The organism is Streptomyces sp. NPDC001717, from assembly GCF_042892775.1.
GTDB lineage: Bacteria > Actinomycetota > Actinomycetes > Streptomycetales > Streptomycetaceae > Streptomyces.
Genome location: NZ_JBIAUK010000020.1, coordinates 59,659 through 82,978 on the forward strand (window position 1 = coordinate 59,659; position 23,320 = coordinate 82,978).

The 23,320-nt window shown below is 72.9% G+C and carries 19 protein-coding genes and 1 riboswitch; of the genes, 13 read left to right on the forward strand and 6 right to left on the reverse strand.

Annotated features, from left to right (window positions below):
- Positions 1-12: 12 nt before the first annotated feature.
- Positions 13-1,038 carry an Lrp/AsnC family transcriptional regulator gene (locus ACFYZL_RS27085; RefSeq protein ID WP_384752020.1) on the reverse strand — a complete coding sequence of 342 codons (1,026 nt, stop codon included), beginning with the start codon at positions 1,036-1,038 and terminating at the stop codon, positions 13-15.
- 259 nt (positions 1,039-1,297) lie between these two features.
- Here ACFYZL_RS27085 and ACFYZL_RS27090 point away from each other — a divergent pair, with 259 nt between their 5' ends.
- Both ACFYZL_RS27090 and ACFYZL_RS27095 read left to right on the forward strand, forming a co-directional pair.
- Positions 1,298-2,776: an MFS transporter gene (locus ACFYZL_RS27090; RefSeq protein ID WP_388682516.1), complete on the forward strand. Its 1,479-nt coding sequence runs from the start codon at positions 1,298-1,300 to the stop codon at positions 2,774-2,776.
- Positions 2,773-3,957, forward strand: coding sequence for an amidohydrolase (locus ACFYZL_RS27095; RefSeq protein ID WP_384752024.1), 1,185 nt, complete (start codon positions 2,773-2,775; stop codon positions 3,955-3,957). Before ACFYZL_RS27090 ends, ACFYZL_RS27095 begins: the two co-directional genes overlap by 4 nt.
- 57 nt (positions 3,958-4,014) lie before the next feature.
- Here ACFYZL_RS27095 and ACFYZL_RS27100 read toward each other — a convergent pair whose 3' ends face one another.
- Together ACFYZL_RS27100 and ACFYZL_RS27105 are read right to left on the reverse strand one after the other, a co-directional pair.
- A complete protein-coding gene (locus ACFYZL_RS27100) occupies positions 4,015-6,105 on the reverse strand; it encodes a hypothetical protein (protein WP_388682518.1) in 2,091 nt (696 codons plus the stop codon).
- Positions 6,106-6,127: 22 nt separating this feature from the next.
- Complete coding sequence (locus ACFYZL_RS27105) at positions 6,128-6,892, reverse strand: type 1 glutamine amidotransferase domain-containing protein (protein ID WP_388682521.1); 765 nt, start codon at positions 6,890-6,892, stop codon at positions 6,128-6,130.
- 325 nt (positions 6,893-7,217) lie between these two features.
- On the opposite strand from ACFYZL_RS27105, the gene ACFYZL_RS27110 reads away from it, so the two are divergent.
- The 4 genes from ACFYZL_RS27110 to ACFYZL_RS27125 all read left to right on the forward strand — a co-directional run bounded on the left by ACFYZL_RS27110 (position 7,218) and on the right by ACFYZL_RS27125 (position 11,796).
- Positions 7,218-8,240 (forward strand): AraC family transcriptional regulator ligand-binding domain-containing protein, encoded by a 1,023-nt coding sequence (locus ACFYZL_RS27110; RefSeq protein WP_388682523.1) that lies wholly within the window; start codon positions 7,218-7,220, stop codon positions 8,238-8,240.
- Between the two features lie 55 nt (positions 8,241-8,295).
- Positions 8,296-8,355, forward strand: a riboswitch (guanidine-III (ykkC-III) riboswitch).
- A gap of 76 nt (positions 8,356-8,431) precedes the next feature.
- Complete coding sequence (locus tag ACFYZL_RS27115) at positions 8,432-8,881, forward strand: Ohr family peroxiredoxin (RefSeq protein ID WP_384752034.1); 450 nt, start codon at positions 8,432-8,434, stop codon at positions 8,879-8,881.
- On the forward strand, positions 8,874-9,320 hold the full coding sequence (locus ACFYZL_RS27120; RefSeq protein WP_384752037.1) for a hypothetical protein: 447 nt from the start codon (positions 8,874-8,876) through the stop codon (positions 9,318-9,320). The genes ACFYZL_RS27115 and ACFYZL_RS27120 overlap by 8 nt, the downstream gene beginning before the upstream one ends.
- A 106-nt stretch (positions 9,321-9,426) precedes the next feature.
- Positions 9,427-11,796: an ADP-ribosyltransferase domain-containing protein gene (locus ACFYZL_RS27125; protein WP_388682525.1), complete on the forward strand. Its 2,370-nt coding sequence runs from the start codon at positions 9,427-9,429 to the stop codon at positions 11,794-11,796.
- Positions 11,797-11,863: 67 nt separating this feature from the next.
- On the opposite strand, the gene ACFYZL_RS27130 is transcribed toward ACFYZL_RS27125, so the two are convergent.
- The gene (locus tag ACFYZL_RS27130) at positions 11,864-13,153 is read right to left on the reverse strand and encodes a lipase family protein (protein ID WP_384752051.1); all 1,290 of its coding nucleotides are present in this window, start codon (positions 13,151-13,153) and stop codon (positions 11,864-11,866) included.
- Between the two features lie 238 nt (positions 13,154-13,391).
- Between ACFYZL_RS27130 and ACFYZL_RS27135 the strand changes: the two genes are divergently transcribed.
- The 5 genes from ACFYZL_RS27135 to ACFYZL_RS27155 all read left to right on the forward strand — a co-directional run bounded on the left by ACFYZL_RS27135 (position 13,392) and on the right by ACFYZL_RS27155 (position 20,596).
- Positions 13,392-14,666: a PucR family transcriptional regulator gene (locus ACFYZL_RS27135; protein ID WP_388682527.1), complete on the forward strand. Its 1,275-nt coding sequence runs from the start codon at positions 13,392-13,394 to the stop codon at positions 14,664-14,666.
- A gap of 196 nt (positions 14,667-14,862) precedes the next feature.
- Complete coding sequence (locus ACFYZL_RS27140) at positions 14,863-15,750, forward strand: DUF4436 family protein (protein ID WP_384750906.1); 888 nt, start codon at positions 14,863-14,865, stop codon at positions 15,748-15,750.
- Between the two features lie 107 nt (positions 15,751-15,857).
- Positions 15,858-17,273 (forward strand): amidase, encoded by a 1,416-nt coding sequence (locus ACFYZL_RS27145; protein ID WP_388682531.1) that lies wholly within the window; start codon positions 15,858-15,860, stop codon positions 17,271-17,273.
- A gap of 167 nt (positions 17,274-17,440) precedes the next feature.
- Positions 17,441-18,991, forward strand: a complete 1,551-nt coding sequence (locus tag ACFYZL_RS27150) for an alpha/beta fold hydrolase (protein ID WP_388682533.1) — start codon at positions 17,441-17,443, stop codon at positions 18,989-18,991.
- Between the two features lie 12 nt (positions 18,992-19,003).
- Complete coding sequence (locus ACFYZL_RS27155; RefSeq protein WP_384750915.1) at positions 19,004-20,596, forward strand: alpha/beta fold hydrolase; 1,593 nt, start codon at positions 19,004-19,006, stop codon at positions 20,594-20,596.
- Between the two features lie 22 nt (positions 20,597-20,618).
- Here ACFYZL_RS27155 and ACFYZL_RS27160 read toward each other — a convergent pair whose 3' ends face one another.
- A complete protein-coding gene (locus ACFYZL_RS27160; RefSeq protein ID WP_388682536.1) occupies positions 20,619-21,053 on the reverse strand; it encodes a VOC family protein in 435 nt (144 codons plus the stop codon).
- Between the two features lie 145 nt (positions 21,054-21,198).
- Between ACFYZL_RS27160 and ACFYZL_RS27165 the strand changes: the two genes are divergently transcribed.
- Both ACFYZL_RS27165 and ACFYZL_RS27170 read left to right on the forward strand, forming a co-directional pair.
- On the forward strand, positions 21,199-22,032 hold the full coding sequence (locus tag ACFYZL_RS27165) for a hypothetical protein (RefSeq protein ID WP_388682539.1): 834 nt from the start codon (positions 21,199-21,201) through the stop codon (positions 22,030-22,032).
- A 97-nt stretch (positions 22,033-22,129) separates the two neighbouring features.
- Entirely contained in the window at positions 22,130-22,906 is a 777-nt protein-coding gene (locus ACFYZL_RS27170; RefSeq protein WP_388682541.1) for a class I SAM-dependent methyltransferase, read from the forward strand.
- A gap of 56 nt (positions 22,907-22,962) precedes the next feature.
- Here the strand turns inward: ACFYZL_RS27170 and ACFYZL_RS27175 are convergent, their stop codons facing one another.
- Entirely contained in the window at positions 22,963-23,154 is a 192-nt protein-coding gene (locus tag ACFYZL_RS27175) for a hypothetical protein (protein ID WP_388682544.1), read from the reverse strand.
- Positions 23,155-23,320 lie beyond the last annotated feature (166 nt).

Here is a 23,320-nt window from a genome sequence, read left to right on the forward strand (position 1 = left end):
GCGGGGAGCGGGTCACATCGGGCCGCCGGCCGCCGGTTCGGCGACCCCGGCCCGTTTGTACGTGCGCATCAGCAGGGCCGTCTCCACCTGGGTGCCGGCGCCGAGCCGGGGGAAGACCCGGGCCGTGAAGGCGTGCAGGTCCGCCAGGTCGCGGTGGCTCGAGTAACCGAGGAGTCCGGCGGCCCCCGTGGTGACCACCAGGTGCCGTACCGCGGGCTCGTGGGCCAACTGCCGTACCGCCGCGTCGAGGCCGCTCTGCGCCACCCCGACGCGGAACCGGGCCTCCACCGGATAGCCGAGCACCGCCGGATCGGCGTGCAGCCGCAGGTGCAGGATGTGCGAGGTCATCAGGCGGGCGAGGCGCCGGCGGGCGGTGGTCTCGCTCACCCGCAGCTCGCGGGCGAGCCGGGTGGTCGACATCCGGGCGTCCGCACCCAGCAGCGCGACCAGTCGCCGGTCGAGGTCGTCGACCGCGAGCGGCGCGGGCACCTCCCGCCCCGCCATGACCAGCCGCCGCACCCCGGTGGGCTCCTCGTCGTACGGCGCCCAGTCGCTGGCCGTGAGCAGCAGCCGCAGGACCACGCTGGAGTGGATGTCCACGACCCCGTCCAGCCGGCCGATCACCGAGTCCACGAGGGTCAGCAGGGCGTCGTGGCCGGGCGCGTTGAGTTCGGCGAACACCTCCAGGGCGCCGGTGGCCACTTCCACGGAGCGGGTTTCGGGCCGGCGGGCGATGGCCAGCGCCGTCTCGTGGACCCTGCCGGGGGCGCAGCGGACGGCCAGCTCCGCTGTGATCCCCTCGCCCTGGTACTCGGGGATGAGGGCCGCGGTGAAGCGGACGTGGCCCGTGGCGGTCATCCGCTCCAGGCGGCGGGCGACCGTCCGCTCGTGCACCCCGGCCGCCTCGGCCACGTCGGCGAAGGCGGCGCGCGGATCGCGGTGCAGGGCGCGCAGCACCGCGTGGTCGACGGCGTCGAGCTCGGGCAGGTCGGCGGGGTGGGGCGGGCGCTGCGCCGCGCCCGGGGTACCGGTGTTCATCGAGGGCCTCCCAACCGGCGGACGCTACGACAGTCCGCCCGGCCCCGTCGACGGCTGTCCGATCCGCGTCCGCACGGCCGCCGGTGTGCCGGAATCCGCCGTCGACCAGGGGGTGAGTGCCGCGTTCACCCGATTATCCGCCCCACTCTTGCCCGGGGCACGGCCCGCACCGGACATTGTGGTGCGGAATCCGCCCCGCAGGCGGACCGCCCTCCCCCTGCCTCGGCCGCACGGCCCGTTCCCCGAACAGGTGATACGTATGACGGACACGGACGCCAGACCCTCGCACTCCCCCGCCGGGGCCTCCTGCGGACTCCGCGCGACCCCCGCGGGCGCCGTCATCGCCTCCGTCATGCTCGTGGAGCTCACCAGCGGGATCACCCAGGGCTTCCTCTCGCCCCTGCTGCGCGATCTCACCGACACGCTGGGCGTGACGGCGGCCGACCTGAACTGGATCAGCATCGCGAACCTGCTGGCCAGCGTCGCCTTCACCCCGGTCCTGTCCCGGATGGGCGACCTCTACGGCCACCGCCGCGTGCTGCGCTGGAACCTGCTGATCGTCCTGCTCGGCTCGGTCCTCGTCGGCCTCAGCCGCGACTTCGCCACCCTGTTGTGCGGCCAGATCCTCCAGGGCGCGTTCGCCGGCTTCTTCCCGCTGCTCGTCGGCATCCTGCGGGGCCGCAGCCGGGGTGGCGACGCCGAGAGCCGGCGCGGTATCAGCGTGATGGTCGCCGCGCTCGTCGCGGGACTCGCCCTCGGGCTCGTGGCCAGCGGTTTCGTGGCCGGTGCCGTCGACAGTCCGACCGCGGCCCTGTGGGTGCCCGCCGTCGCCACCGGCCTGGCCCTCGCCGTCACCTGGCCGCTGCTGCCGGAGTCGGACCACCGGCCGGGCGGCCGGATCGACTGGGCGGGCGGCGTCCTGCTCTGCGTCGGCCTCACCGCCGTGATGCTCGGCCTCGGCCTCGGCGGCACGCCCGGCTGGGAGTGGACCTCCGTGCGGACCCTGGGCTGTCTCGTCGGCGGCGCGCTCGTCACCGCGGTCTGGGTGCGGGTGGAGCTGCGCACCCCGCAGCCGATGATCGACGTGACGATGTTCCGCCGCCGGGGTGTCGTCGTGGTCTCGCTGGTGACCCTGACCTTCACCTTCTGCATGATCGGGCTCCAGGTCGCCAACGCGGTGTTCATGGGCACCGACCCCGCGACGTACGGCTACGGACTGGGCCTCGGCCCGTTCGCGATCGCCGTCGGCATGCTGCCCAACCTGCTGGCCCTCGCCCTCGGGGCGCTGATCGCGCCGGCCGTGGCCGCCGCGGTCACCGACCGGCTCACGCTCGTCACCGGCTCTCTGCTGATGGCCGCCGGGTACGTGCTGTCGCTGTCCTTCCACGGCGACCTGGCCCTCTTCCTGGCGGGCACCGCCGTGGCGGGTCTGGGCACGGGCTTCCTCCAGCACTCCACCCGTACGCTCGCCGTGGAATCCGTACCCCACGACCGCACCTCGGTGGGCTCCGGCATCAACGAGCTCCTGATCAACGTCGGCGGTTCCATCGGCGCGGCCGCCGTGCTGACGGTCTTCGCCTCCCGCACCCCGGCCGGGCGGCCGCTGCCCGAGCTGAGCGCCTACACCGTCACCTGGACGGTGTGCGCCCTGGTCTCGGTGGCCGGCGCCGCCATCGCCCTGGTCTACCGCAGGCCGCGCGCCGCGGGCGCCGCGGGCACCGGGCGGGTGGGCCGATGAGCACCACCGACCTGCGCGAACGTGCCCGGGCCGTCCTGACCTCCCACCAGGACGCGGTCATCGGCCTCAGCCACGCGCTGCACGCCGATCCCGAACTCGCCTACGAGGAGCACCGCGCGGCCCGCCGCATCGCGGACCTCGTCGAGGGGGCCGGTTTCGAGGTCACCCGGGGCGCGTACGGGCTGCCGACCGCGTTCGGCGCCAGGGCCGGCAGCGGCGAGCTCGTCATCGGCATCTGCGCCGAGTACGACGCGCTGCCCGGCATCGGCCACGCCTGCGGCCACAACGTCAACGGGGCCGCCTCCGTGGCCGCCGCGCTGGCGCTGGCCCCGCTCGCCGACGAGCTGGGCATCACCGTCAAACTGCTCGGCACACCGGCCGAGGAGTCCGGCGGCGGCAAGGTGGACATGCTGCGCGAAGGCGCCTTCGACGACGTGGCCGCCGCCATGATGGTGCACGCCGCGCCCTCCGACTCGGTGGGCATGAGCTCGCTCGCCATCAGCAGCTGGAAGGTCGGCTACACGGGGCGGGCCGCGCACGCGGCGGCGATGCCCGAGCGCGGGATCAACGCCGCCGACGCCATGATGATCGCCCAGGTGGCCATCGCCGCGTACCGGCAGCAGATGCGGCCCGGCGCCGTGGTCTCGGGGGTGGTCACCGGGGGCGGGGAGGCCGCGAACGTGATCCCCGCACGGACCACGGCCGACTACGACTGCCGGGCCGTCACCAGTGAGGAGCTCGCCGAGCTCCAGGCCCGGATCCGGGCCTGCTTCGAGGCCGGGGCCCTGGCCACGGGCGCCGAACTCGCCCTGGAGACCGTCGGGAACGACTACGCGGACCTGCGCCAGGACTTCGCGATGGGCCGCAGCTACCTCACGGCCGCCCGGGACCTGGGCCGTCGGGTCCAGGACCTGGACCCGACCCTGCGGGGCGGCTCCACGGACATGGGCAACGTCTCGCACCTCGTGCCCACCATCCACCCGATGATCGGCTACGACTGCGGCGAAGCGATCATGCACAACCCCGAGTTCACCCGGTACGGGGTCACGGCCCAGGCCGACCGCGCGGTGCTCGACGGAGGGCTGGCCATGGCCTGGACGGCGCTGGCCCTCGCGACCGATCCGGACCACCGCCGGTCCCTGCTGACCCGCCTGGCCGCCCGGCTCGTTCCGCGAGGCTGATCGACGCGAGGGGTGCCCCCGGGCCGCACGTGCCGGGGGCACCCCTTCCGTTCGGCGCTACGACGCGGCCACCGGCATGGCGTAGCCGAGCAGGCCCTCCCTCGTGTACGGACCTTCGCAGTCGGCACGGCCGGAGACGAAGTGGTCGAACACCGACGGGATGGAGCACCGGTAGAGGGGCACGGAGCCCGGCACCTGTCGGGTGTACACGTATCCGACGGCGCCGAGGGGCTGTTGGCCCTCGCAGCCCGGGTCGGGGGTCAGCAGCGAGTGCTCGGCCACCTTGCACTCGTAGAGCCGGACGGTGCCGGGCGCGGGGTCCCGCAGCACCTTCCAGACCCCCTCGTGGGTGAATCCGGCGGGCAGGGAGCGGGTGGAGGCCAGGTGTCCGGCGTGGGGGCGGTAGCCGCGGACCAGCGGCGCGTAGGGGGTGGTGTGGCCGCTGCTGCGCTCCCAGGTGCGCAGGTAGCCCTCGGCGCCCCGCATGAGTTCGTCGACCACGTCCTGGCCGCCGGTGACCCGGATGTCCTCGATCCAGTCCGGTACGAGTCCGTAGTGGGTGCCTCCGCCGTCGGTGTTGACGTCCCACACGCGGGAGCCGGTGACCTGCCGGTCGAGGACGGAGCCGCCGTCCGGGCTGCGGAAGGGGTAGCGGACGGGGTTTCCGGCCTCGGCCCGGGGGCCGGGGAGCCAGGCGAAGCCGTTCATGTCGGTGCCGATCCCGTACCCGGCGCCGTACTTCGCCCGCAGGTCCGCGTGCCTGCGCGCCTCGGCGGTGAAGGCGGTCGCCTCGTACATGTGGCCGGTGACGAGGCCGCCCAGGCGGTAGACGCGTTCCGTCCAGTTGTCGTCCATCCAGCCGTGGGTGGACAGGACGCCCGCGTACTGATCGGCTTCGAGCACGCGCAGCGCCTGGTTCGCCGCCTTGACGCTCATGTGGTCGAGTTCCAGCATCATGTTGCGTTTCGTCATGCCCAGCACCGCGTACTCGCCGAGCGCGGTCAGACCCCGCCGGTTGCACTGCGCGGCTTGCAGGGAGTTGCCGTACCGAGGCAGTTCGACGCCTTCGGGCAGCGCGGCCCGGATCCTGGCTTCGGCCTCGGCGGGCGAGGTGCCGGGTTCCTCGGCCGACAGGCCCGCGGCCAGTCCGAAGCCGATCGGATTGTCGTGCTCGGGGCCGGTGCAGGGTTCCGTGCTCCAGAAGGTGCCGGTGGACAGGAACTGGCCGACGTTGACGGCCATGCCCGTGGTGCCGGTGTCGAACCGGACGCCGCACAGGGCGTTGTCGAACTTGTGGCACAGGAACATGCTGCGCACGCCGAGCCGGTGCAGTTCGTCGAGGCCCCGGTCGATGTCGGCCATGGTGCAGCGGGCGCCGTCCAGCACCTGCTTGCAGCCGAACGGTTCGGAGGTCTCCACGCCGAGGACGACGGCGAGCTTGCCCTCCTGGATGACCTTGCGGGCCTGGTCGGGCTCGGTGACGACGCGGAACCAGCCCTTTCCGGCGCCGCCGTACATGGCGTCGACGTAGTCCTGGAGTTCGTACGTCTTGCGGATCTGGAGCCTGATCGCGGTCATCTCGTCGCAGCCGCGGTCCTTGAAGAAGTACAGCGAGCAGATGACTCCGTTGGTGACCATGTCGTTCACCAGGACGCGCTGGCCGCCCCGCCACGCCCGCTCGATCCAGGCGTAGTAGGTCTGCTGGTGGGTGGAGGAGTCGTGGGCCGGCCAGTCGCGGAACGTCGGCCAGCCGGTCGGGTCGTGCCGGCCGTCACCGCCCTTGGTGATCATGTCGAAGAGGGCGAGGACGCCGTTCGGGTAGTGCTCGGGGCAGTCCTTGAGGGCGTCCGCCACGCCCGCCTGGGAGAAGGCCTTTCCGCAGACCAGTCGCCCCCCGAAGCCCTCGTCGGACATCAGGTGGACGTGCGCGTCCACCCAACCGCGGACCCGGCCCTGGGCGTCGGTCCCGGTGAACGGCTCCCCCGTGACGCCCACTTGGGAGTCCGGGACCGGGCGCGCCACGGGCTCCCACCACTGCGGGCCCGCCGACGCGCCGCCGGCCGTGGGGCCGAGCACCAGGGTGACCATCGCGAGGACCAGCCCGGACAACAGGTACCGGCGTCGCCCGAAGACTCTTCGTCGATTCATCCCGAACCCCTTCAAGAAGCGTTCATGACAATTCGGCCGCCTCGTGGGCGCGGACCAGGGCCAGGTAGTCCGCGGCGAGCCGGTGGCAGTCGCCGGGCCACCGCGCCGAGACGTAGTTGCCGTCCGTGACGGTGAAGCCGCGTCCGGGCCGGGCCGCGGTGTCGCGCAGGGGCAGCGGCGGGCCGGTGAGGAAGTGGCCCGGGTCGGCGAGCGCCGCGGTGACCTCCCGCTGCACGGTGGTGCGGTACGTGCGGTAGTAGCGGCCCAGCCAGAGCCGGGTGAGGTTCCATCCGGTCAGCTCCAGCAGGGAGGTGAGGGCCGTGGTGCGCCTGCCGTGGAGGACCGAGCGCCCGGTGGCGGGATCGGTGGCCCGGGCGGCGAGCAGCACACCGTGGCAGACGGCGCCGACCGGCAGCCCCCGGGTGAAGACCCGGGCGAACAACCGCTGGGCGGTGGCGTCCTCGAGCAGCGTCCGCATCCCCGCGGCGTGGCCGCCGGGTACGAAGAGGCCCGTGACGGCGGCCGGTTCGACGTCCGCGTAGGCGGACGGGGCGAGGAACCAGGGGTCCTCGGTGAGGCGCCGGTAGGCGGCGAGTTCGGCGCGGCGGGTCATCAGCCAGGGCGACAGCCAGGAGAACCCGAGGTCGGTGAGCCTGGGGTCGGCGTACGCGACCTTCCCGGCGGGGGTCGCGAACCGCACCTCGTATCCGGCGTCGCGCAACGCGGCCCAGGGCACCGCCGCCTCGGTCGGGTCGTAGTCGCCTGCGGGGAGCAGGAAGAGAATCACGGCGTACTCCTCTGGCGGTGGTGATCGCGACCTGGGTCCCGCAGCTGCCCCGGCGCTCCGGGCCCGGATCCCCTCGGTGTCCGAAGGAGACCTTAGGAGCGCCCCGGGGCCGCGTCATTCACCCCGGCGGCCAACCCGTTGACTCTCCGGGCCCACGGGCCACCCGGCCACGGGCCACCCGGCCGCGGGCCACCCCGCCGCGGGCCACCCCGCCGCGGGCCACCCCGCCGCGGGCCACCCCGGCGCAGGCCGTCCCGCCGACGGCCGACCGCGTTGAGAGGAGACGGTGTTGACGCGGCCCGTGCTCCGGCATTGACTGGCGGCCGTGTCCCTCACCGAGCCTCCCACCGTCACCTCGTGCTACGCCCTCGCCGTACTGAGCGCCGCGGCGGAGGGGACCGGCGGTTCCGGTTACCGGGCCCTGCCCGCGGACCGGCTGCGGTACGCCGAGATGCGCGTCCTGTGGGACGAGGTCCTCGGCGCCCGGGGGGCCGGCCCGCACACCGGGCTCCTCGTGGGCGACCGCATCCGGCCCACGGGCCTGCACATCCTGGGCCACCTCGTCCTCACGAGCGCCAGCCTCGCGGAGGCCGCGCTGGCGGCGGAGCGCTACCACCCGCTGGTGAGCCAGGCGGGCAGGGTGAGCGTGGACCGCCGGGGGGATGCCGGCCGGGTCCGCTACCGGCCGACCGTCGACCCGGCGGCCATGCACCCCCAGCAGGTCGAGGCGGTCGTCAGCAGCATGGTGCGGGCGGGTCGCTGGATCGCCGGCGACGGCTGGGCGCCGCTGTCCGTGTCGTTCGCACACCCGCGTGCGGGCTCGGCGGAGCCGTACGCCCGCGTCCTCGGCTGTCCGGTCGTGTTCGACGCCCCGGAGAACGTGATCACGGTCGCCCACGAGGACCTCGACCGGCGCCGACCGCTCCACGACCCGGCCCTCAACGCCCTGCACCGGGCCTACGCCGACCGGCTCCTGCACCAGTTGTCCGCGCCCCCGGCCGTGGCCGAACGGCTGCGGCAGTGGCTGGAGTACGCCGCGCTCGGGGACGCGGGCCCGGCGGGCGCCGCCAAGGAGCTCGGCCTCGGCGTCCGCACCCTGCGCAGGGCCCTTCAGGCGGAGGGCACGTCGTGGCGCACGCTCCTCGACACGGCCCGCCACGGCCGGGCCCGCCGGCTGCTGGAGACCACGGCCCTGCCGCTGGACCGGATCGCGCCCCTCGTCGGCCTGAGCGGTGCGACGGCCCTGGTCCGTGCCTTCACCCGGTGGGAGGGCATGCCTCCCGGGGCGTACCGCAGCCGCGGGCCCCGCCTCTCGCCCCGGGATCACGGCGGGGCCGCCCACGGGTGAGGAAGGTCACCGCCCGGCGGCTCCCCGGACGGCCGCCTGCGTTGCTAACTTGTCCGGCGGCCTTGCGAGGCCCCGGACGAGATGCGCCGTACCCGGTTACGCACGACGACGCGCGAGGTGCCGCAGCAGCGGCGCCGACCGCTGTCCGCGCCCGCGGCAGCGTCCTCGTCGAGCAAGATGGGCCGTACGCCATGACCGTGCCACTCACCCGCAGCCTGTACCGGACGACCGCGCACGCCGACGGGGGCCGCACCGGCTCCGTCCGCACGGACGACGGGCGTCTGGACGTCCGCCTGGCCCCGCCGCGCAAGAAGGTGCCCGGCACCACCAACCCGGAGCAGCTGTTCGCGGCCGGTTTCGCGGCCTGCTTCACCTCCGCGCTCGCGGAGGTCGCCGCCGAGTTCGGGGCGGACGCCTCCGCCGCGCGCGTGGCCTGCGAAGTACAGCTCGGCACCACGGACACCCCCGCGGGCTACGGCCTCGCGGTGGCCCTCACCGTCAGCCTCCCGGGGTGGCGGGCGGCGGACCTCCAGCCCCTGCTGCACCGTGCGGACGCGGTCTGCCCGTACTCGCAGGCGGTGCGCGGCAACGTACCGCTGACCCTCCTGGCCGTGGACGACCCCGACGCCGACCGTGGCTGAGCGCCGGCAGCCGACGGACCGGTTCGCGGGCGGGCCCGGCATCCCGGTGCCCGAGCACGGCGCCTGGCTGCGCCGCGGCATCAGCCGCGACGGCGGGCCCCTCCTGGAGGACCGCGAGGTGGTGTGGCTGCAGGCGGGCCCGTACTACGCCGACAGCCGGGGCTTCGCCGGTACGACCTCCTTCGACGGTTCACAGGTGCACTTCCGCCACCTGACGGGCGAGCCCGGCGAGGACGCCGGGACCTTCCGGCGGGAGGGCGCGAACCTCGTCGAGCGGGGCACCAACCCCGACGGCAGCACCTTCCTGGAGGTCTGGACCCCGCTGCCCGGCGCCGACGGGGCCGCCGGTTCCTGGTCCGGTGGGGACCATCACGTGGTGCGCGTCGGCCGGCACGTGGTGCACGTCGATTCCCGTGCGGGTACGTACTGGCGGCTGTGACGCGGAGTCATGACGGCAGGTCATCGTCCCCCTGCCGGAGCGGCGTTGTCAGTGGTGGCGGCTAGGTTCGAGTTGTTGCCGAAGCCGTTTCCGACAGGAGTGGACGATGACCGAGAGCAGTCTCCAGCCCGTGCTCAGGGTTGTACTGACAGACGTCAACGAGCGTGTGGTGGAGGCGTGGCGGGCGGCGTTCGCGGACACCCCCGGCATCGAGATCCGCCGGGGCTCGATCCTCGACGAGGACGTCGACGCCTGGGTCACGCCGACGAACTCCCGTGGCCGGATGGACGGCGGGGTCGACGCGGTCATCAAGCGGCACCTCGGATCCGGCATCCAGCTGCGGGTGCAGCGCGCGATCCGCGACCGGTTCGCGGGCACCCTCCCGGTGGGCAGCGCGGTCTGCGTCCCGTCGGGGGCGACCGTCCCCCGGTACCTGATCTCGACGCCGACGATGGTGCGGTCCTCGCAGAACGTGAGTGCCACGCTGAACGTGGCCCTGGCGTGCGCCGCCGCGTTCCAGGCCGTGCACCGGCAGAACCGCGAGCAGCCGGGCAGCATCCGCTCCGTGGCGCTGGTCGGGATGGGCGCGCAGACCGGCCGGGTTCCGGCCAGGGTGTGCGCGAACCTGATGTGGACCGGCTACACGCTCTTCCACGACCACTGGTTCGAAGACGACGACGAGTTGCGCGCCACGATCACCGCGCAGCTGGACGGCATCGAGGACGCCCCGGTCGAGCAGCGGGTGCGGATCGTGCCGCCGCAGACCGCGGCCCCGGCGGCCACGGCCCCGGCACCGGCACCGGCACCGGCACCGGCACCGGCACCGGAAGCGACACCCGAACCGGCGGTCGCACCGGCACCCGCACAGGCCCAGGACCCGGCCCAACCCGTCACCGACGACCCACTGGCCCTCGCCGAACTCTTCGACGGGGGCGGTGAGCCCTGGCTCCCGCTCCTGAAGCCCGTCATCGAGGCGCGGCCGGACGCGGCCCGGTTCATCGGGAAGGGCCGCAGCCCCGAGGTCGTCCCGGTCCGCGAACTGACCTTCCAGGCGCTGAAGCCCAACCCGCCGCACAAGTGGAAGGTCGTCGTCTTCGGTCAGAACCCGTACCCGCGCCCGGAGAGCGCGACCGGCATCGCCATGTTCGACAACACCTTCAACGACTGGAAGGACAGCCAGTTCGGCCGGGTCGTCAGCATCCGCTGCATCATCAAGGCGGCGGCGATGTGGAAGTACGGCATCGCCAAGAAGACGCCCATCGCCGACGTGCGCGCGCTGCTGAAGGAGCGCGAGACGGTCCAGCCGCCCGAGTGGTTCCAGGCGATGCTGACCCAGGGCGTGCTGCTGCTGAACGCCTCGCTGACCGCCAGCGGCGACGGTGCGATGGGCGCCGACCAGCACACGGCGTTCTGGCGGCCCGTGGCCGAACGGATCGTCGAGGAGATCCTCAAGGCCAAGCAGGAGGCCGACGAGGAGGACCGCGGGGTCGTGTTCGCGTGGTGGGGAGCGCACGCCCGCAGCCTGAAGAAGGTGGTCCTGCGGCTCCAGGAGAAGTACCCGGACGTCGAGGTCCGGCACATCGACCACGCGAACCCGGCGGCGCAGGGCGACATCTTCTGCGAGGGCGACCACTTCGCGATGGTCAACGAGGCCCTCACCTCGCTGGGCGTCGACGGGATCGACTGGCTCCCGAGCAAGGGGTGGAACGAGGCGGCTGCCTCCACGGGCGGCGGGGACGGGGGTGTCGCGGCACGCATGGGCGCCTTCATCGAGTCGACCATGAACCTGCACCAGCTCTACCTGGAGCGACTCACCAGCGTCAAGGACGAGGGCCTGGTCCTCCCCGCGATCACCGGGGTGTTCGACACCCCGCTGATGGACTTCCAGGACGCCGTCGCCCCGGTGGCCGAGGCGCTGTCCGGGATCGCCGGACACATCGACCGGTCACGGGACTTCGGCAAGCGGAGGGCGGACGAGACGACCGTCGGCCTGTCCGCCGACGCGATCGCCGCGCTCTACCTCTACACCTGCGAGTCCGCCTTCTACCGGGAGATCAACGCCGTGCTGCGCTCCCCGGACCGCACCAGGGTCACGCCCTACCTGCCGTACCTGCGGCTGCTGTTCTCGGCGATGTCGGGGCTGCCCGCCCACACGCAGCCGCTGTGGCGCGGTGTGTCGCTGGACCTGCGGTCGCAGTACCCGGTGGGCCGCACGGTGACCTGGTGGGGCGTCTCCTCCTGCACCTCCGAGCTGAAGGTGGCCCGGTCCTTCCTGGGCAGCCGGGGCAAGCGGACCCTCTTCGAGGTGACGCCCTCCCAGGCGGTCGGGATCCGGAACTTCTCCGCCTTCACCGGGGAGGAGGAGTACATCCTCGCGCCGGGCACGCAGCTCAAGGTGACGGACGTGAAGAGCGAGCGCGGCGGTCTGTGCACGGTCAGGCTGACCGAGGTGGCCGACGCCTCCATGGTGTCCTGACCCCGCCCGCCCGGAGCCCCGCCGCCGCATCGGACGCGGCGGCGGGGCCCCGGGGTCGCGCGCGGCATCAGGACGCGGGCACCTGCTTCTCCGGCGCCAGGGAGTTGCCCGCGGGGATGCGGCCGCAGTCGGACGGGGCGGTCCTGCCCGCGAACCGGTCGTTCATCCAGCCCATCGCGAGGGGCGCCCAGACGACGGGCACGCCGACGTGGCTGAGCAGGTCGAACTGCTGGTACTCGATGGCTCCGTTGCCGGTGGAGCAGTACTGCCGGGCGAGTGTCCGGACGTCTCCGGCGACCATGACGCCGTCACCGGTACCGATGCCCGGACGGTTGCCAAAGGTCCCCTCCAAGACTCCCCCGTTGCCCTGGGCGATGAATCCCGGGACGGACGGGGTGGGCGCCGAGCCGAGGTTGATCCTGTTCACCGCGTCGACGAAAGCCGGTACCGAATTCGGGTCGGCGTACTGCGACTTCGCCATCTTCTTCCAGGTCAGCCCGGGGTAGTGGCCCAGTGCGTCGACGATCGAGCCGCGCTCCAGCTTCTCGTAGACCCCCACCCCGTAGTCGTTCAGGTAGGGCTTCAGGTCGATGCCGTACGAGCGGGAGACGCCGATGAGCGCCATGGGGATGACGCCCGTCCACACGAGGGAACCGTCCACGTACTTGAGGTTGTGCGCCGGGTCCACGAGCAGACCGCCCTCGGCGAATCCCACGAGCTTCGCGTTGACCTCGGGCGCGTAGGTCGGTGCGAGGGCGGCCGCCCAGTTGGTCGCGATGGCGCCGCCCGAGTACCCCATCAGCCCGAACCGGGTGTCCTGGTTCATGCCGGTCTCCGCGGACCTGGTCGCGGCGCGGATCGAGTCCAGCGTGTTGGTCGCGTACTCCGGGCCGGCCGCGAAGTTCGCGGTCTGTCCCTCGGTGTCGGGGATGACGAGGTTGTAGCCCTGGAGGAGCAGCGGAGCGAGGAAGAGGGACTCGGCGTTCGCGATGGCGCCGCCCAGGCTGACGTCGCCCGCGATGGCCCGGGAGGGGCCGTGCTCCGGGTCGAGCGAATCGTAGAACGATTGGTAGGACACCGCCTTGCCGCCGTCGCCCGTCAGACTGCGCACCACGGTGGTCACGTTGGCGGACGGACGGCCCTGCGCGTCGGTCGTGCGGTAGAGCAGCTGGATCGCCTTGACCGGCGTGGGAAGGCCCACGAGGTGGTACTGGAGCGTCCGCGTCTTCAGCACGGTGCCCGGCGCGAGCGAGGCGAGGGGTTCGCTGCCGGTGTACCTGTAGAACGAGTCGCCGGCGGTGGCGCTCGACGACGTGACCTCGGCGGCCGTGGCCGCGGGGGCGGCGGTGACGGCCATCGCGGTGACGAGGGCGGTGGCCAGGAGACGAACAGCGTTTCTGGTCGCGAGCACGGCGGTCCTCCGCTGCGGGTGGGGGCGTGGGGATCCGGTGGAGGTTGCGGTCGGGCTCCGATCGCGGCTGGCGGTCCACCGGGCGGGCGTGTTACCAACTAGTAAGTAACGTCCCGGAAAACAGAATGGTGGCGTTTGGGGGCCGTGTCTCCGGGTCGCACCACAGAGATTCGCGAGGTGGATTGTGACCGCACCCAAAGCCGTGGGAGGCGACGAGGGGCCGCAGTTCGGCGGCGTACCGGTCCACAAGCGGCTCCTGGCCGCCGCCCCGACGCTCGCCCCCACCGTGATGGCCCGGCTCGTCGAGCAGCTGCCCGCCTACGGAGCGCTGCCGTCGGAACAGCTCCGCGGCGAGATCACCAAGGAAGTGGACAGGGGCATCCGGGCCTTCATCCGGGTGCTGCGCGGCGGCGAGCTGCCGGAGGAGTCCGAGCTGGCGAGGATCAGCGAGTCGTCGGCCCGGCGCGCCGACGAGGGCGTACCGCTGGAAGCCGTCGTCGGCGCCTACCACTTCGGGGCGGAGGAGTGCGCGGCCCAGGTCCTCGCGACGGCCGGGCCGGACGACCTGGCGGACGTGCTGCTGGTCCAGCGACGGTTGCTCGGCTACCTCCGGCTCGTCAGCTGCGCGGTCGCGGCGGGATACGTACAGGAGCGGCAGGCGGCCCTCGGCGACGAGCAGGTCGCCCGGCAGTCCCTGCTGTCCCGGCTCCTGGAGGGCGGGGACCCGCAGGCGGCGGCCGACCGGGCCGGCATCCGGCTGCCGCCCTCCTACCTGGTCCTCCGCATCGCCATGGGACCGCACCCGGACGAGCTGCGGCCCGGCGTCAACCATTCCGTCGCCGCCCGCCGCAAACTCCGGCGACTGCGCAACGAATTGCAGCGCCAGACCCCGGGCGTCCCGCTGTCCGTGCTCTCCGACGACGGCGGGCTGGTGCTGATCCCGTACGAGGGGCCGGCCGCGGACTTCGCCGCCGCGGACCGGGAGCGACTCACCCGGCTGGTCGAGCAACTCGGTCTGATGTGCGGTGCCGAGCTGCTGGTGGCGGCGGCCGCGGCCGCGCCGGAGGGTGTCGCGGACGCCGCCCGGATGGTCGGCGAGGTGCGGAAGGTCGCGGAGGCGTCCGGCCGGGGGCCCGGGCTGTACCTGCTCGAGGACGTGCTGCTGGAGTACCAGTTGAGCCGCCCGAGCCCGGCCCGGGACCGGCTCGCGGCGCTGCTCGGCCCGCTGGCCGGGCGCCCGGAGCTGCTCGACACCCTGCGCACCTTCCTCGCCTGCGGCCTCGACCGGCGCCGGGCCGCCGCCCGGCTCCAGGTCCACCGCAACACGGTGGACTACCGCCTGCGCAGGGCGACGGAGCTGACCGGCCTGGACGCGGCCCGGGGCGCCGACCTGCTCACCCTGCACGCCGCGCTGGCCGCCCACGACGCGGTACGACGGGGCGAGCCCGACGCCGGCTGACCCGCCGGGGCGCGCGAACGGCGGCCGACACTCCGACCCCTCGGGCGGACGCCCCGGGAAGGCGGACCCCGGCCGACACACCCGCCCCGGATGCGGCGGATCCCCGGCCCCGTCGACGAGGATCGGCCTGCGGCCACCGCCACGCATCCCGAGGAGACGGCGAGCCCGTCGCCCTTCCCACCTCGCCGGAGTCAGCATGACCCCACCCGCGGACCCCACCCGCCCGCGCCGCTCCCGGACCTCGCTCCTGCCCGTCCTGCTCCCCATCGCGGTACTGATCGTGGCGGCGGTGGGCGTGGGGTCGTGGCTGCAGTTCTCCGAGCGGCAGGCGAACGACAAGATCCACACCGTCGGATCCTCGGCCGCCGACCGGGTGGACGTGGAGGCCACGATCCAGCGGGTCGACGCCGCGGCCAGGGAACTGGTCCTGCGGGTCCGGGTCGTCCCCCGCGGGTCCCTCGGCGAGGAGGACGGGGTCTCCCCGGTGGCCGACCTCAGCCTCCAGACCACCGAGGCCACCGTCGGCGACCTGGCCTTCAAGGCGCACGAGCGGCTCGCGACCAAGGACGTACAGGTCGCCATGACGGGCGGATCGATCAGCGACTACCCGTTCGACGCCTACCAGACCGACATCGGCTTCGCGGCGCAGGTGGGGGGCCGGGAAGTGCCGGTGCGGATGATGTTCTCCAACAACGACACGCTCTTCGCCATCGACGCGACCCCCGTGCCCACCCAGCGCGGGGCCCTCGTGGGCCTGGACGTGTTCCGGTCGGGCAGCCTGCTCGTCTTCGCCGTGTTCATGATGATCGTGATGTGGGCGCTGGCGGCGTCCGTGATCATCGGGTCCTGGTACCTGATGACCCACGATTCGGGCCTGGTCTGGCCCGCTCTCGCCTGGATGGCCGCCACCCTGTTCGCCCTCGCGGCGTTCCGGAACACCGCCCCCGGCTCGCCCCCGATCGGTTCCGTGCTGGACTGGTTCGCCTTCCTGTGGGCGGAGACCGTCATCGCCCTGTGCCTGACCGTCACGGTCATCACGGGCGTCCGCAGCGCCATCCGCTCCGAGGACGCCCCGAACCCCTGATCCGGGGTCGAAAAGGTGCTCGGCATCCTCCGGAATCACTCGCGGGTTACCCGGCGGTAGGCAATGATGGCAGGGCGACCATCCACACGGCCGGGGGCTGAGCAGCGGTGACGACTTTCGACGAACGGACCATGGTGCACGCCTTCCGGGACGACGCCCTGGGAGAGCACGACGCCGTCGGTCTCGCCGCGGCGATCCGGCGCGGCGAGGTGTCCGCCGCCGAGGCGGCCCGGGACGCGCAGGAGCGGGTCCGGGCGGTCGAGGCACGGCTGGGCGCGGTCCAGGCGTACGTGGAATCCCCCGCGCCCGCCACGGACACGGGCGGAGCCTTCGCCGGCGTGCCCACCTTCGTCAAGGACAACACGGACTACCAGGGGCTGCCCACGGGCCACGGGAGCGCCGCCTTCCGCCCGGGCGCGGCCCGGCGCCACGCGCCGTTCGCCCGGCAGTTCCTCAGCAGCGGGGTCACGGTGCTGGGCAAGACCCGGCTGCCCGAGTTCGGGTTCAGCCCGACCACCGAGTACGAGGGTGCCGAACCGGTGCGCAACCCGTGGCACACGGGCTTCTCCGCCGGTGGCTCGTCGGGCGGCAGCGCGGCGCTCGTCGCGGCCGGGGCGGTGCCCATCGCGCACGCCAACGACGGCGGCGGCTCGATACGCATACCCGCGGCCTGCTGCGGGCTCGTCGGCCTCAAGCCCACCCGCGGTCGGGTCGTGGCGAACGCCCAGAGCCGCCAACTGCCGCTCGACCTGATCTCCGACGGGATCGTGAGCCGCTCGGTCCGGGACGCCGCCGCCTTCCTCGCGGCCGCCGAGACGTATTGGAAGAACCCCGCGCTGCCGCCGCTGGGCCTGGTCGAAGGCTCCTCGGGACAACGGCTGCGCATCGGCTTCCTGCTGGACTCGCCGAACGGCGTCCACTCCGACGACGCCACCCGGGCGGCGGTCACGGAGACCGTGGCGACGCTCGAACGGCTCGGCCACACCGTCCAGCCGGTGGAACTGGGCCTCGACCCGAGTTTCACCGACGACTTCCTCACGTACTGGGGCATGCTGTCGTTCCTCCTCGGCGTCACGGGCCGCACCCTCGGCTCGGACTTCGACCGGCACCGCATGGACGGCCTGAGCCGGGGGCTGCGCGAGGAGTACCTGGGCAAGTGGCGGCGCACGCCCGGCGTGCTGCGGCGGCTGAAGCGCACCAAGCAGGCGTACGCGGCGTCGTTCCGCGGGCTCGACCTGGTGCTGTCGCCCGTGCTCGCCCACACCACGCCGCCGATCGGCCACCTCAGCCCGACCGTTCCGTACCCGACGCTGATCGAACGGATCCTCGCGTACGTGGCGTTCACACCGGTCAACAACGTGGTCGGCACCCCGTCGATCTCGGTGCCGGCGGCGAGCGCGACGGAGGACGGGCTGCCCATCGGCGTCATGTTCTCCGGCCGTCCGGGCGCCGAGCGCAAACTGCTGGAGGTCGCGTTCGAGCTGGAGGCCGATCGGCCCTTCCGGCGCGTCCAGGACCTCTGACGCCCGGGCCTTCCGTCATGTGATCGCACCGCGCAACCAGTGCGCGGCCGCCGGAGTGCGTACGTCCGCACCTGCCGGTACCGTCGAAATGCGCGCGTTCCGCCCCCACCGCTGCGGCGCGGCCCCTCCGGGGCCGCCGCACGACGCCGGCACAGGAACGGAATCCCATGACACTGCACCGAGTCAACGCGGCAGCCGCCGCGGCCGCGCTGGCTTGTCTGGCAGCACTCGGCCCGACGCCCGCCGGTGCCGTCCCCTCCCCCGGTCGGCCCGCCGGGCCCGGCCCGACCCCTCCGCCACGGTTCGTGCCCGGCGCCTGTCCGAAGACCCCCGAGCCGATCGAGGCGCTGGCCACGGCGCGGTGCGGGTTCCTGGTGGTCCCCGAGAACCGCTCCCGCCCCGGCGGACGGACGATCAAGCTGGCCGTGGCGGTCATCAAGTCCGCCTCGGCGAAGCCCGCTCCGGACCCGGTGGTGTTCATGGCGGGCGGTCCCGGCGGCGACGCCTTCGACGACATTCCCTTCCTGATCGGCTCGGGTCTGAACAAAAACCGCGAGCTGATCGTCATGGCCCAGCGCGGAAACCTCTACGACCAGCCGAACCTCGCCTGCCCGGAGGTCGACCGGTTCAACGAGAAGGCCGTCGGCTTCGGTTGGGACGCGCCGGCGGCGAAGCAGCTCATGCTGAAGGCGTTCCGGGAGTGCCGGGCCCGCCTCACGGCCGACGGTACCGACCTCAGCGCGTACAACAGCACCGAGAACGCCGCCGACTTCGCCGATCTGCGCACGGCCCTCGGCATCGCGCAGTGGAACGTCTACGGCTATTCGTACGGCACGAACCTCGGCCTCGCCTACCTGCGCCTGCACCCGCAGGGGGTCCGCTCGCTGGCGATCGACTCGGTCAGCCCACCGCAGGTCACGAAGCTTCCGTGGGGCTGGGGCAGCGCGAGGGAAGGCATCGACAACACCTTTGACGCGTGCGCGGCCGAACCCGCCTGCAAGAGCCGCTACCCGGACCTCCGCAAGACCCTGAACGAGCAGGTCCGCAGGCTGGAGGCGAAGCCCCTGACCGTGAACGCCACTGCGCCCGGCGGCGGAACCCCGGTGAAGGTCGTCCTCGACGGGGGCGCGCTGCTGAACCTGATGGTCGGCTTCAACGTGAAGCCGAAGGACCTCCCGGCGGCCCTCGACGAGCTCGCCCGGGGCAACCCGGAGCGCTTCGCGCAAGGCCGTGCCAAGGACTCGGTCCAGCCCATCGGCACGGCGGCGCACGGACTGACGCAGTCGGTGGCGTGCGCCGAGTGGGTGCCGGGGACCTCGCGGTCCGAGGTACTGGCAGCGGGGCACGACGCCTTCCCCACCTGGCCCGATTCGGTCCTGGCCCAGACACCGCAGCTGCCCTTCGAGTACGACGTGTGCGGGGTCTGGAACGTCGCGAGCAACGCGGCCCGGCACCGGGTGGCCACCGTCAGCTCCGTTCCGGCGCTCGTCATCGCCGGCTCCTTCGACATGAAGACCGGGGCGAGCTACGCGAGGGACGCCGCCCGCACCCTGTCCCGCTCCACCTCCGTGCTGATCCCCGGGATCGGGCACTGGGTGGTCCCGCAGTCGCCGTGCGCGCAGAGCGTACTGGCCTCGTTCCTCGCCCATCCGACCGCACCCGACACGCGTTGCGTGGCCGGCCTCAAGCCAGGGCCGTTCACGATCGCCCCGAAGTGACCGGGAGGACAGATGGCTTCCCACCCCACGCCGGACCGTCGGCGCACCACACGGCGGATCCGCGCCACGGCCGCCGGTGCGGCGACCGGACTCCTCGTCACCGGTCTGCTCGCCGCGCCCGCCCTGGCCAAGGACGACGGCGGAACACCGATCGGCACGACCGCCGGGAAGGCGGGCGACGCGACCTACGAGCCGGGCCCCTGCCCGAAGACGGCCGACCCGGTACCCGAGCTCAAGGGGGCCCGCTGCGGGACGCTCACGGTGCCCGAGAACCGTGCCAGGCCGAACGGCAAGACCATCAGGCTCGGCGTCGCGATCGTGCCGGCCCGGGCCGCCAAGCCCGCACCCGACCCGATCGTGTGGCTGGCCGGCGGACCCGGCGACGACGCGGTCGGCGAGGCGAAGATGGCCGTCGACGGCGGCCTGAACCGCGACCGGGACCTCATCCTCATGTCCCAGCGGGGCACGTACTCGGCCGAGCCGAACGTCCTCTGCCCCAACATCGACGAGTTCAACGCCCGCGCCGTCGGCCTCGTCTCCAACGCACCGTCCACCGAACGGCTGCACGTCGCCGCCACGAAGGCCTGCCGCGACGAGCTGGCGGCCCGCGGCATCGACCTCAGTGCCTACAACGACACCGAGAGCGCCGCCGACTACGCGGACCTGAGGACCGCGCTCGGCGTGAAGAACTGGAACGTGTACGGCATCTCCTACGGCACCCACCTGGCACTCGTCTACATGCGCCTGCACCCCGAAGGGCTCCGGTCGGTCGGCATCGACGGCATCCTGCCGCCGTCCAGGTCGGGCTCGGCCGCGACCTGGAGCAGCGCCAAGCAGGGTTTCGACGGCCTGTTCAAGGCCTGCGCCGAGCAGCCCGCCTGCAACCGCCGCTATCCGAACCTGTCGGCCACCTTCGACCGCCTCGTCCGTGAACTGGAGGCCAAGCCGATCACGACCACCGTCACCGTCCCCGGACAGCCGAAGCCGGTGAAGGTCGTACTGGACGGCAGCGCACTGGTGACCTGGATGACCTCCGCCACGCACATCGCGCCGCAGGTGCCCGCGGAGATCGACGAGCTGGCCCACGGCAAACCGCAGCGGATCGCCGAGCAGTACGCGGGCGGCAAGCTCAGCCCCCAGGCCATGGGACGAGTGGCCCACGGGCTCGTCTACGGCGTCTTCTGCAGCGAATGGACACCGTACGAGGACCAGGGCGCGGCGCTCCGGGGCGGTCAGAAGGCCTTCCCGTCGTACCCCCGCTCGGTGCAGGCCCAGGCCCCGCAGCTCGCCTTCCTCCGCGAGGACTGCGCCGCCTGGAACGTGCCCGCGGCGGCGCGCTCGATCCGGGACGTCACCCGCAGCGACATCCCCACGCTCGCCATCTCGGGCGGGTTCGACTCCCAGACCGGCGCGGACAACGGGCCGTACGTGGCGCGTACGTTGGGCAACGCGACCGTGGTGACGGTCCCCTACGAACCCCACGTCGTGTTCGCGACGTCGAAGTGCGCGCAGGAGATCACCGTCTCCTTCTTCGACGACCCGTCAGCGCCGGACACCACGTGCCTGAAGGACCTGAAACCCCCCGCGTTCGAGATCGCCCCCTGAACCCGCGCCGTCCCGCGGCCACTCAGTCGAGACAGAACTCGTTGCCCTCGACGTCCTGCATCGCGAGGCACGACTCGTTGAAGCCATCGGCGCGCAGCAGCTGCACGCGCACCGCGCCGAGCGCGACCAGACGCGCGCACTCGGCCTCCAGGGCCGCGACGCGCTCCTCGCCGACGAGCCCGGTGCCGACCCGTACGTCGAGGTGCACCCGGTTCTTGACGACCCTGCCTTCGGGGACGCGCTGGAAGTACAGGCGCGGGCCCTCACCGGTGGGATCCATGCAGGAGAACCCAGCTCCCTGACGCTCGGGAGGCAGGGACCGGTGGTAGTCGTCCCAGGTGTCGAACCCCTCCGGTGGCTGCGGCACGACGTACCCCAGCACCTCGCACCAGAAGCGGGCCACGCGCTCCGGTTCCGCGCAGTCGAAGGTGACTTGGAACTTCTTGATCGTCGACATCGGGCCATCGTAGAGCGGGGTGCGGCTCCGGGGCCGGGTAATTTCCGGCTGCCGCCGGTGCCCGTCGGGCATCGGCGGGGCGGGGCAAGTGACCGTCGGGCGGACGGATCGTTGGACGTCTAAACGATCACGCCGGGAGGCCGAGATGAGTGGGCGAGCCAAGGTCGCCGGGCAGTTGTTCCTGGGCAACGCGGCGGACGTGACGAGTACCTCGGCGGCCCTGGCCCGGGGCCAGGCGGTGGCGCACGGGTTCGGCAATTTCTACGCGCTCACGGCACGCCCCGACCGGGGTGTCGTCGAGCGCGTGAACCTGATGAAGGGCCGCCCGGCCGGGCAGGTCGGCAGCGTCACGACCATCGGCGAACACGTGCCGTCGCTCTTCGACTGGTGCCGGCTGCCGGCGGAGTTCCGGCGGCGGCAGATCCAGGACCTGGTGGAGGAGCTCTTCACCCTGGGCCCCTTCGGTTTCCGGGGCCCTGCCGCCGCGCACGTCCCCGCGCACCTGACGTCGGTCCAGGACGGGGTCGCGACGGTGCAGCTGATCGGGCCCGGCTACAGCTGCCCCTCCAACGGCTTCCTCGCCGCGGCGCTCGAAGCGACGGCCACGGACCTGCTGTCCGTCACCTCGTCGAACCGCTCCCGTCACCGGACCGGAGCCGTTCACGAGCCGGCCCACTGGCAAGCCGCGGGTGTGATCGCCGACTTCGGCCACGAGCCCGGCGTCACCACCCTGGTCCACGAGGACGAGGCCGCGGCACGCCGCCGGTACCCGCATCACGAGCCGATGTCGACCACCGTGCTGTCCTTCCACCGCGCCACCGGCCACGACCGTTCGGCGCTGCCCGCCCTGACCCTCGAACGGCACGGCTCCCTCTCGGCGGACCACACCCGGGCCATCGCCGCCAACCACGGCTTCGCCCTGGCCATCGCCCCTCAGGCGGAGCGCAGACTCACCGCGCGCACGTACGCCGCCCGATGAGCGGCGGGTGACGGCGGCGGGCTGCCGAGTCCACCTCCGAGAACGACCGGACTCACCTACTCTGGCGGCACGACCGAGGCGAGGAGATCCGGATCCCATGAGCGCACGCACCGAGGACGGCAGCGCGGGCGACGTCGACTACGGCACGATCGGCGCCGGGTACTCCTCCTACCGCCGCCCGGACCGGCGCATCGCCGGGTTCATCGCGGAGGCCCTGGGCGACGCGGCCTCCGTGCTCAACGTCGGCGCCGGTGCCGGTTCGTACGAGGACGCGGCGCGCGGCGTGACGGCGGTCGAGCCCTCGGAGTCGATGCGCGCCCAGCGCCCGGCGCACCTCGCCCCCGCGGTGGACGCGGTGGCCGAGGACCTGCCGTTCGCGGACGGGGAGTTCGACGCGGCGATGACGTTGTTCAGCGTGCACCAGTGGTCCGACGTACGGGCCGGACTGCGCGAGATGCGGCGGGTGACCCGCGGCCCGGTGGTCATCCTCACCTGCGATCCCGCACTGGTCCGGGACTTCTGGCTGTACCGGTACGCGCCGGAGGTCCTCGACACCGAGGCCCGGCGCTACCCGCCCGTCGAGGAGCTGGCCGCCGCCCTGGGCGGCACCTGCACGGTGCGGAGCGTGCCGATTCCGCTCGACTGCACCGACGGGTTCAACGAGGCCTACTACGGCCGGCCGGAGGTGCTCCTGGAGCCGGCGGCCCGCCAGGCGTGCTCCGCGTGGAGCTTCGTCGACGACGGGGTGCGCGCACGCTTCGACGAGGCACTGCGCCACGACCTGCGCTCCGGCGCCTGGGAGGAGCAGTTCGGACAGCTGCGCAGCCGGCCCTCGTACGAAGGCTCGCTCGTCCTCGTGCGCGCGACCCCGTGACACGGGGGGGGAGCCGGCAGGCAGCGGAAGGCTCGAGCCCTGCCGGCAGTCGATCGCTAGCGGCGGCGCCAGAAGCGGATCATCTTCGCATGCTCCCGGATGATCGCGGGACGGTCCGCCGGCTGCGAGTCGGCCAGGGAGAGGCGCAGGGTGTGCGCGCTGTACCAGAACCAGGTGACGATGACGGCGCAGATGGCGACGACCCCGTACGGGGCGTTGACGGCGAGATTCTCGATGAACCCCTGCATCGTGTCCTCCTCAAACGTAGACGGTCGTCTTCGAAGGAGGACTGCCACATCGCGGGACGATGCGCGAACGACCTCAACGAAGACAGGTTCGCTGTCGAACACAGCGCCCGCATGGCTGTGCCCACCCGCGTGGGTGGATTCGTTGAGATCGGCGGACGACGGAGGC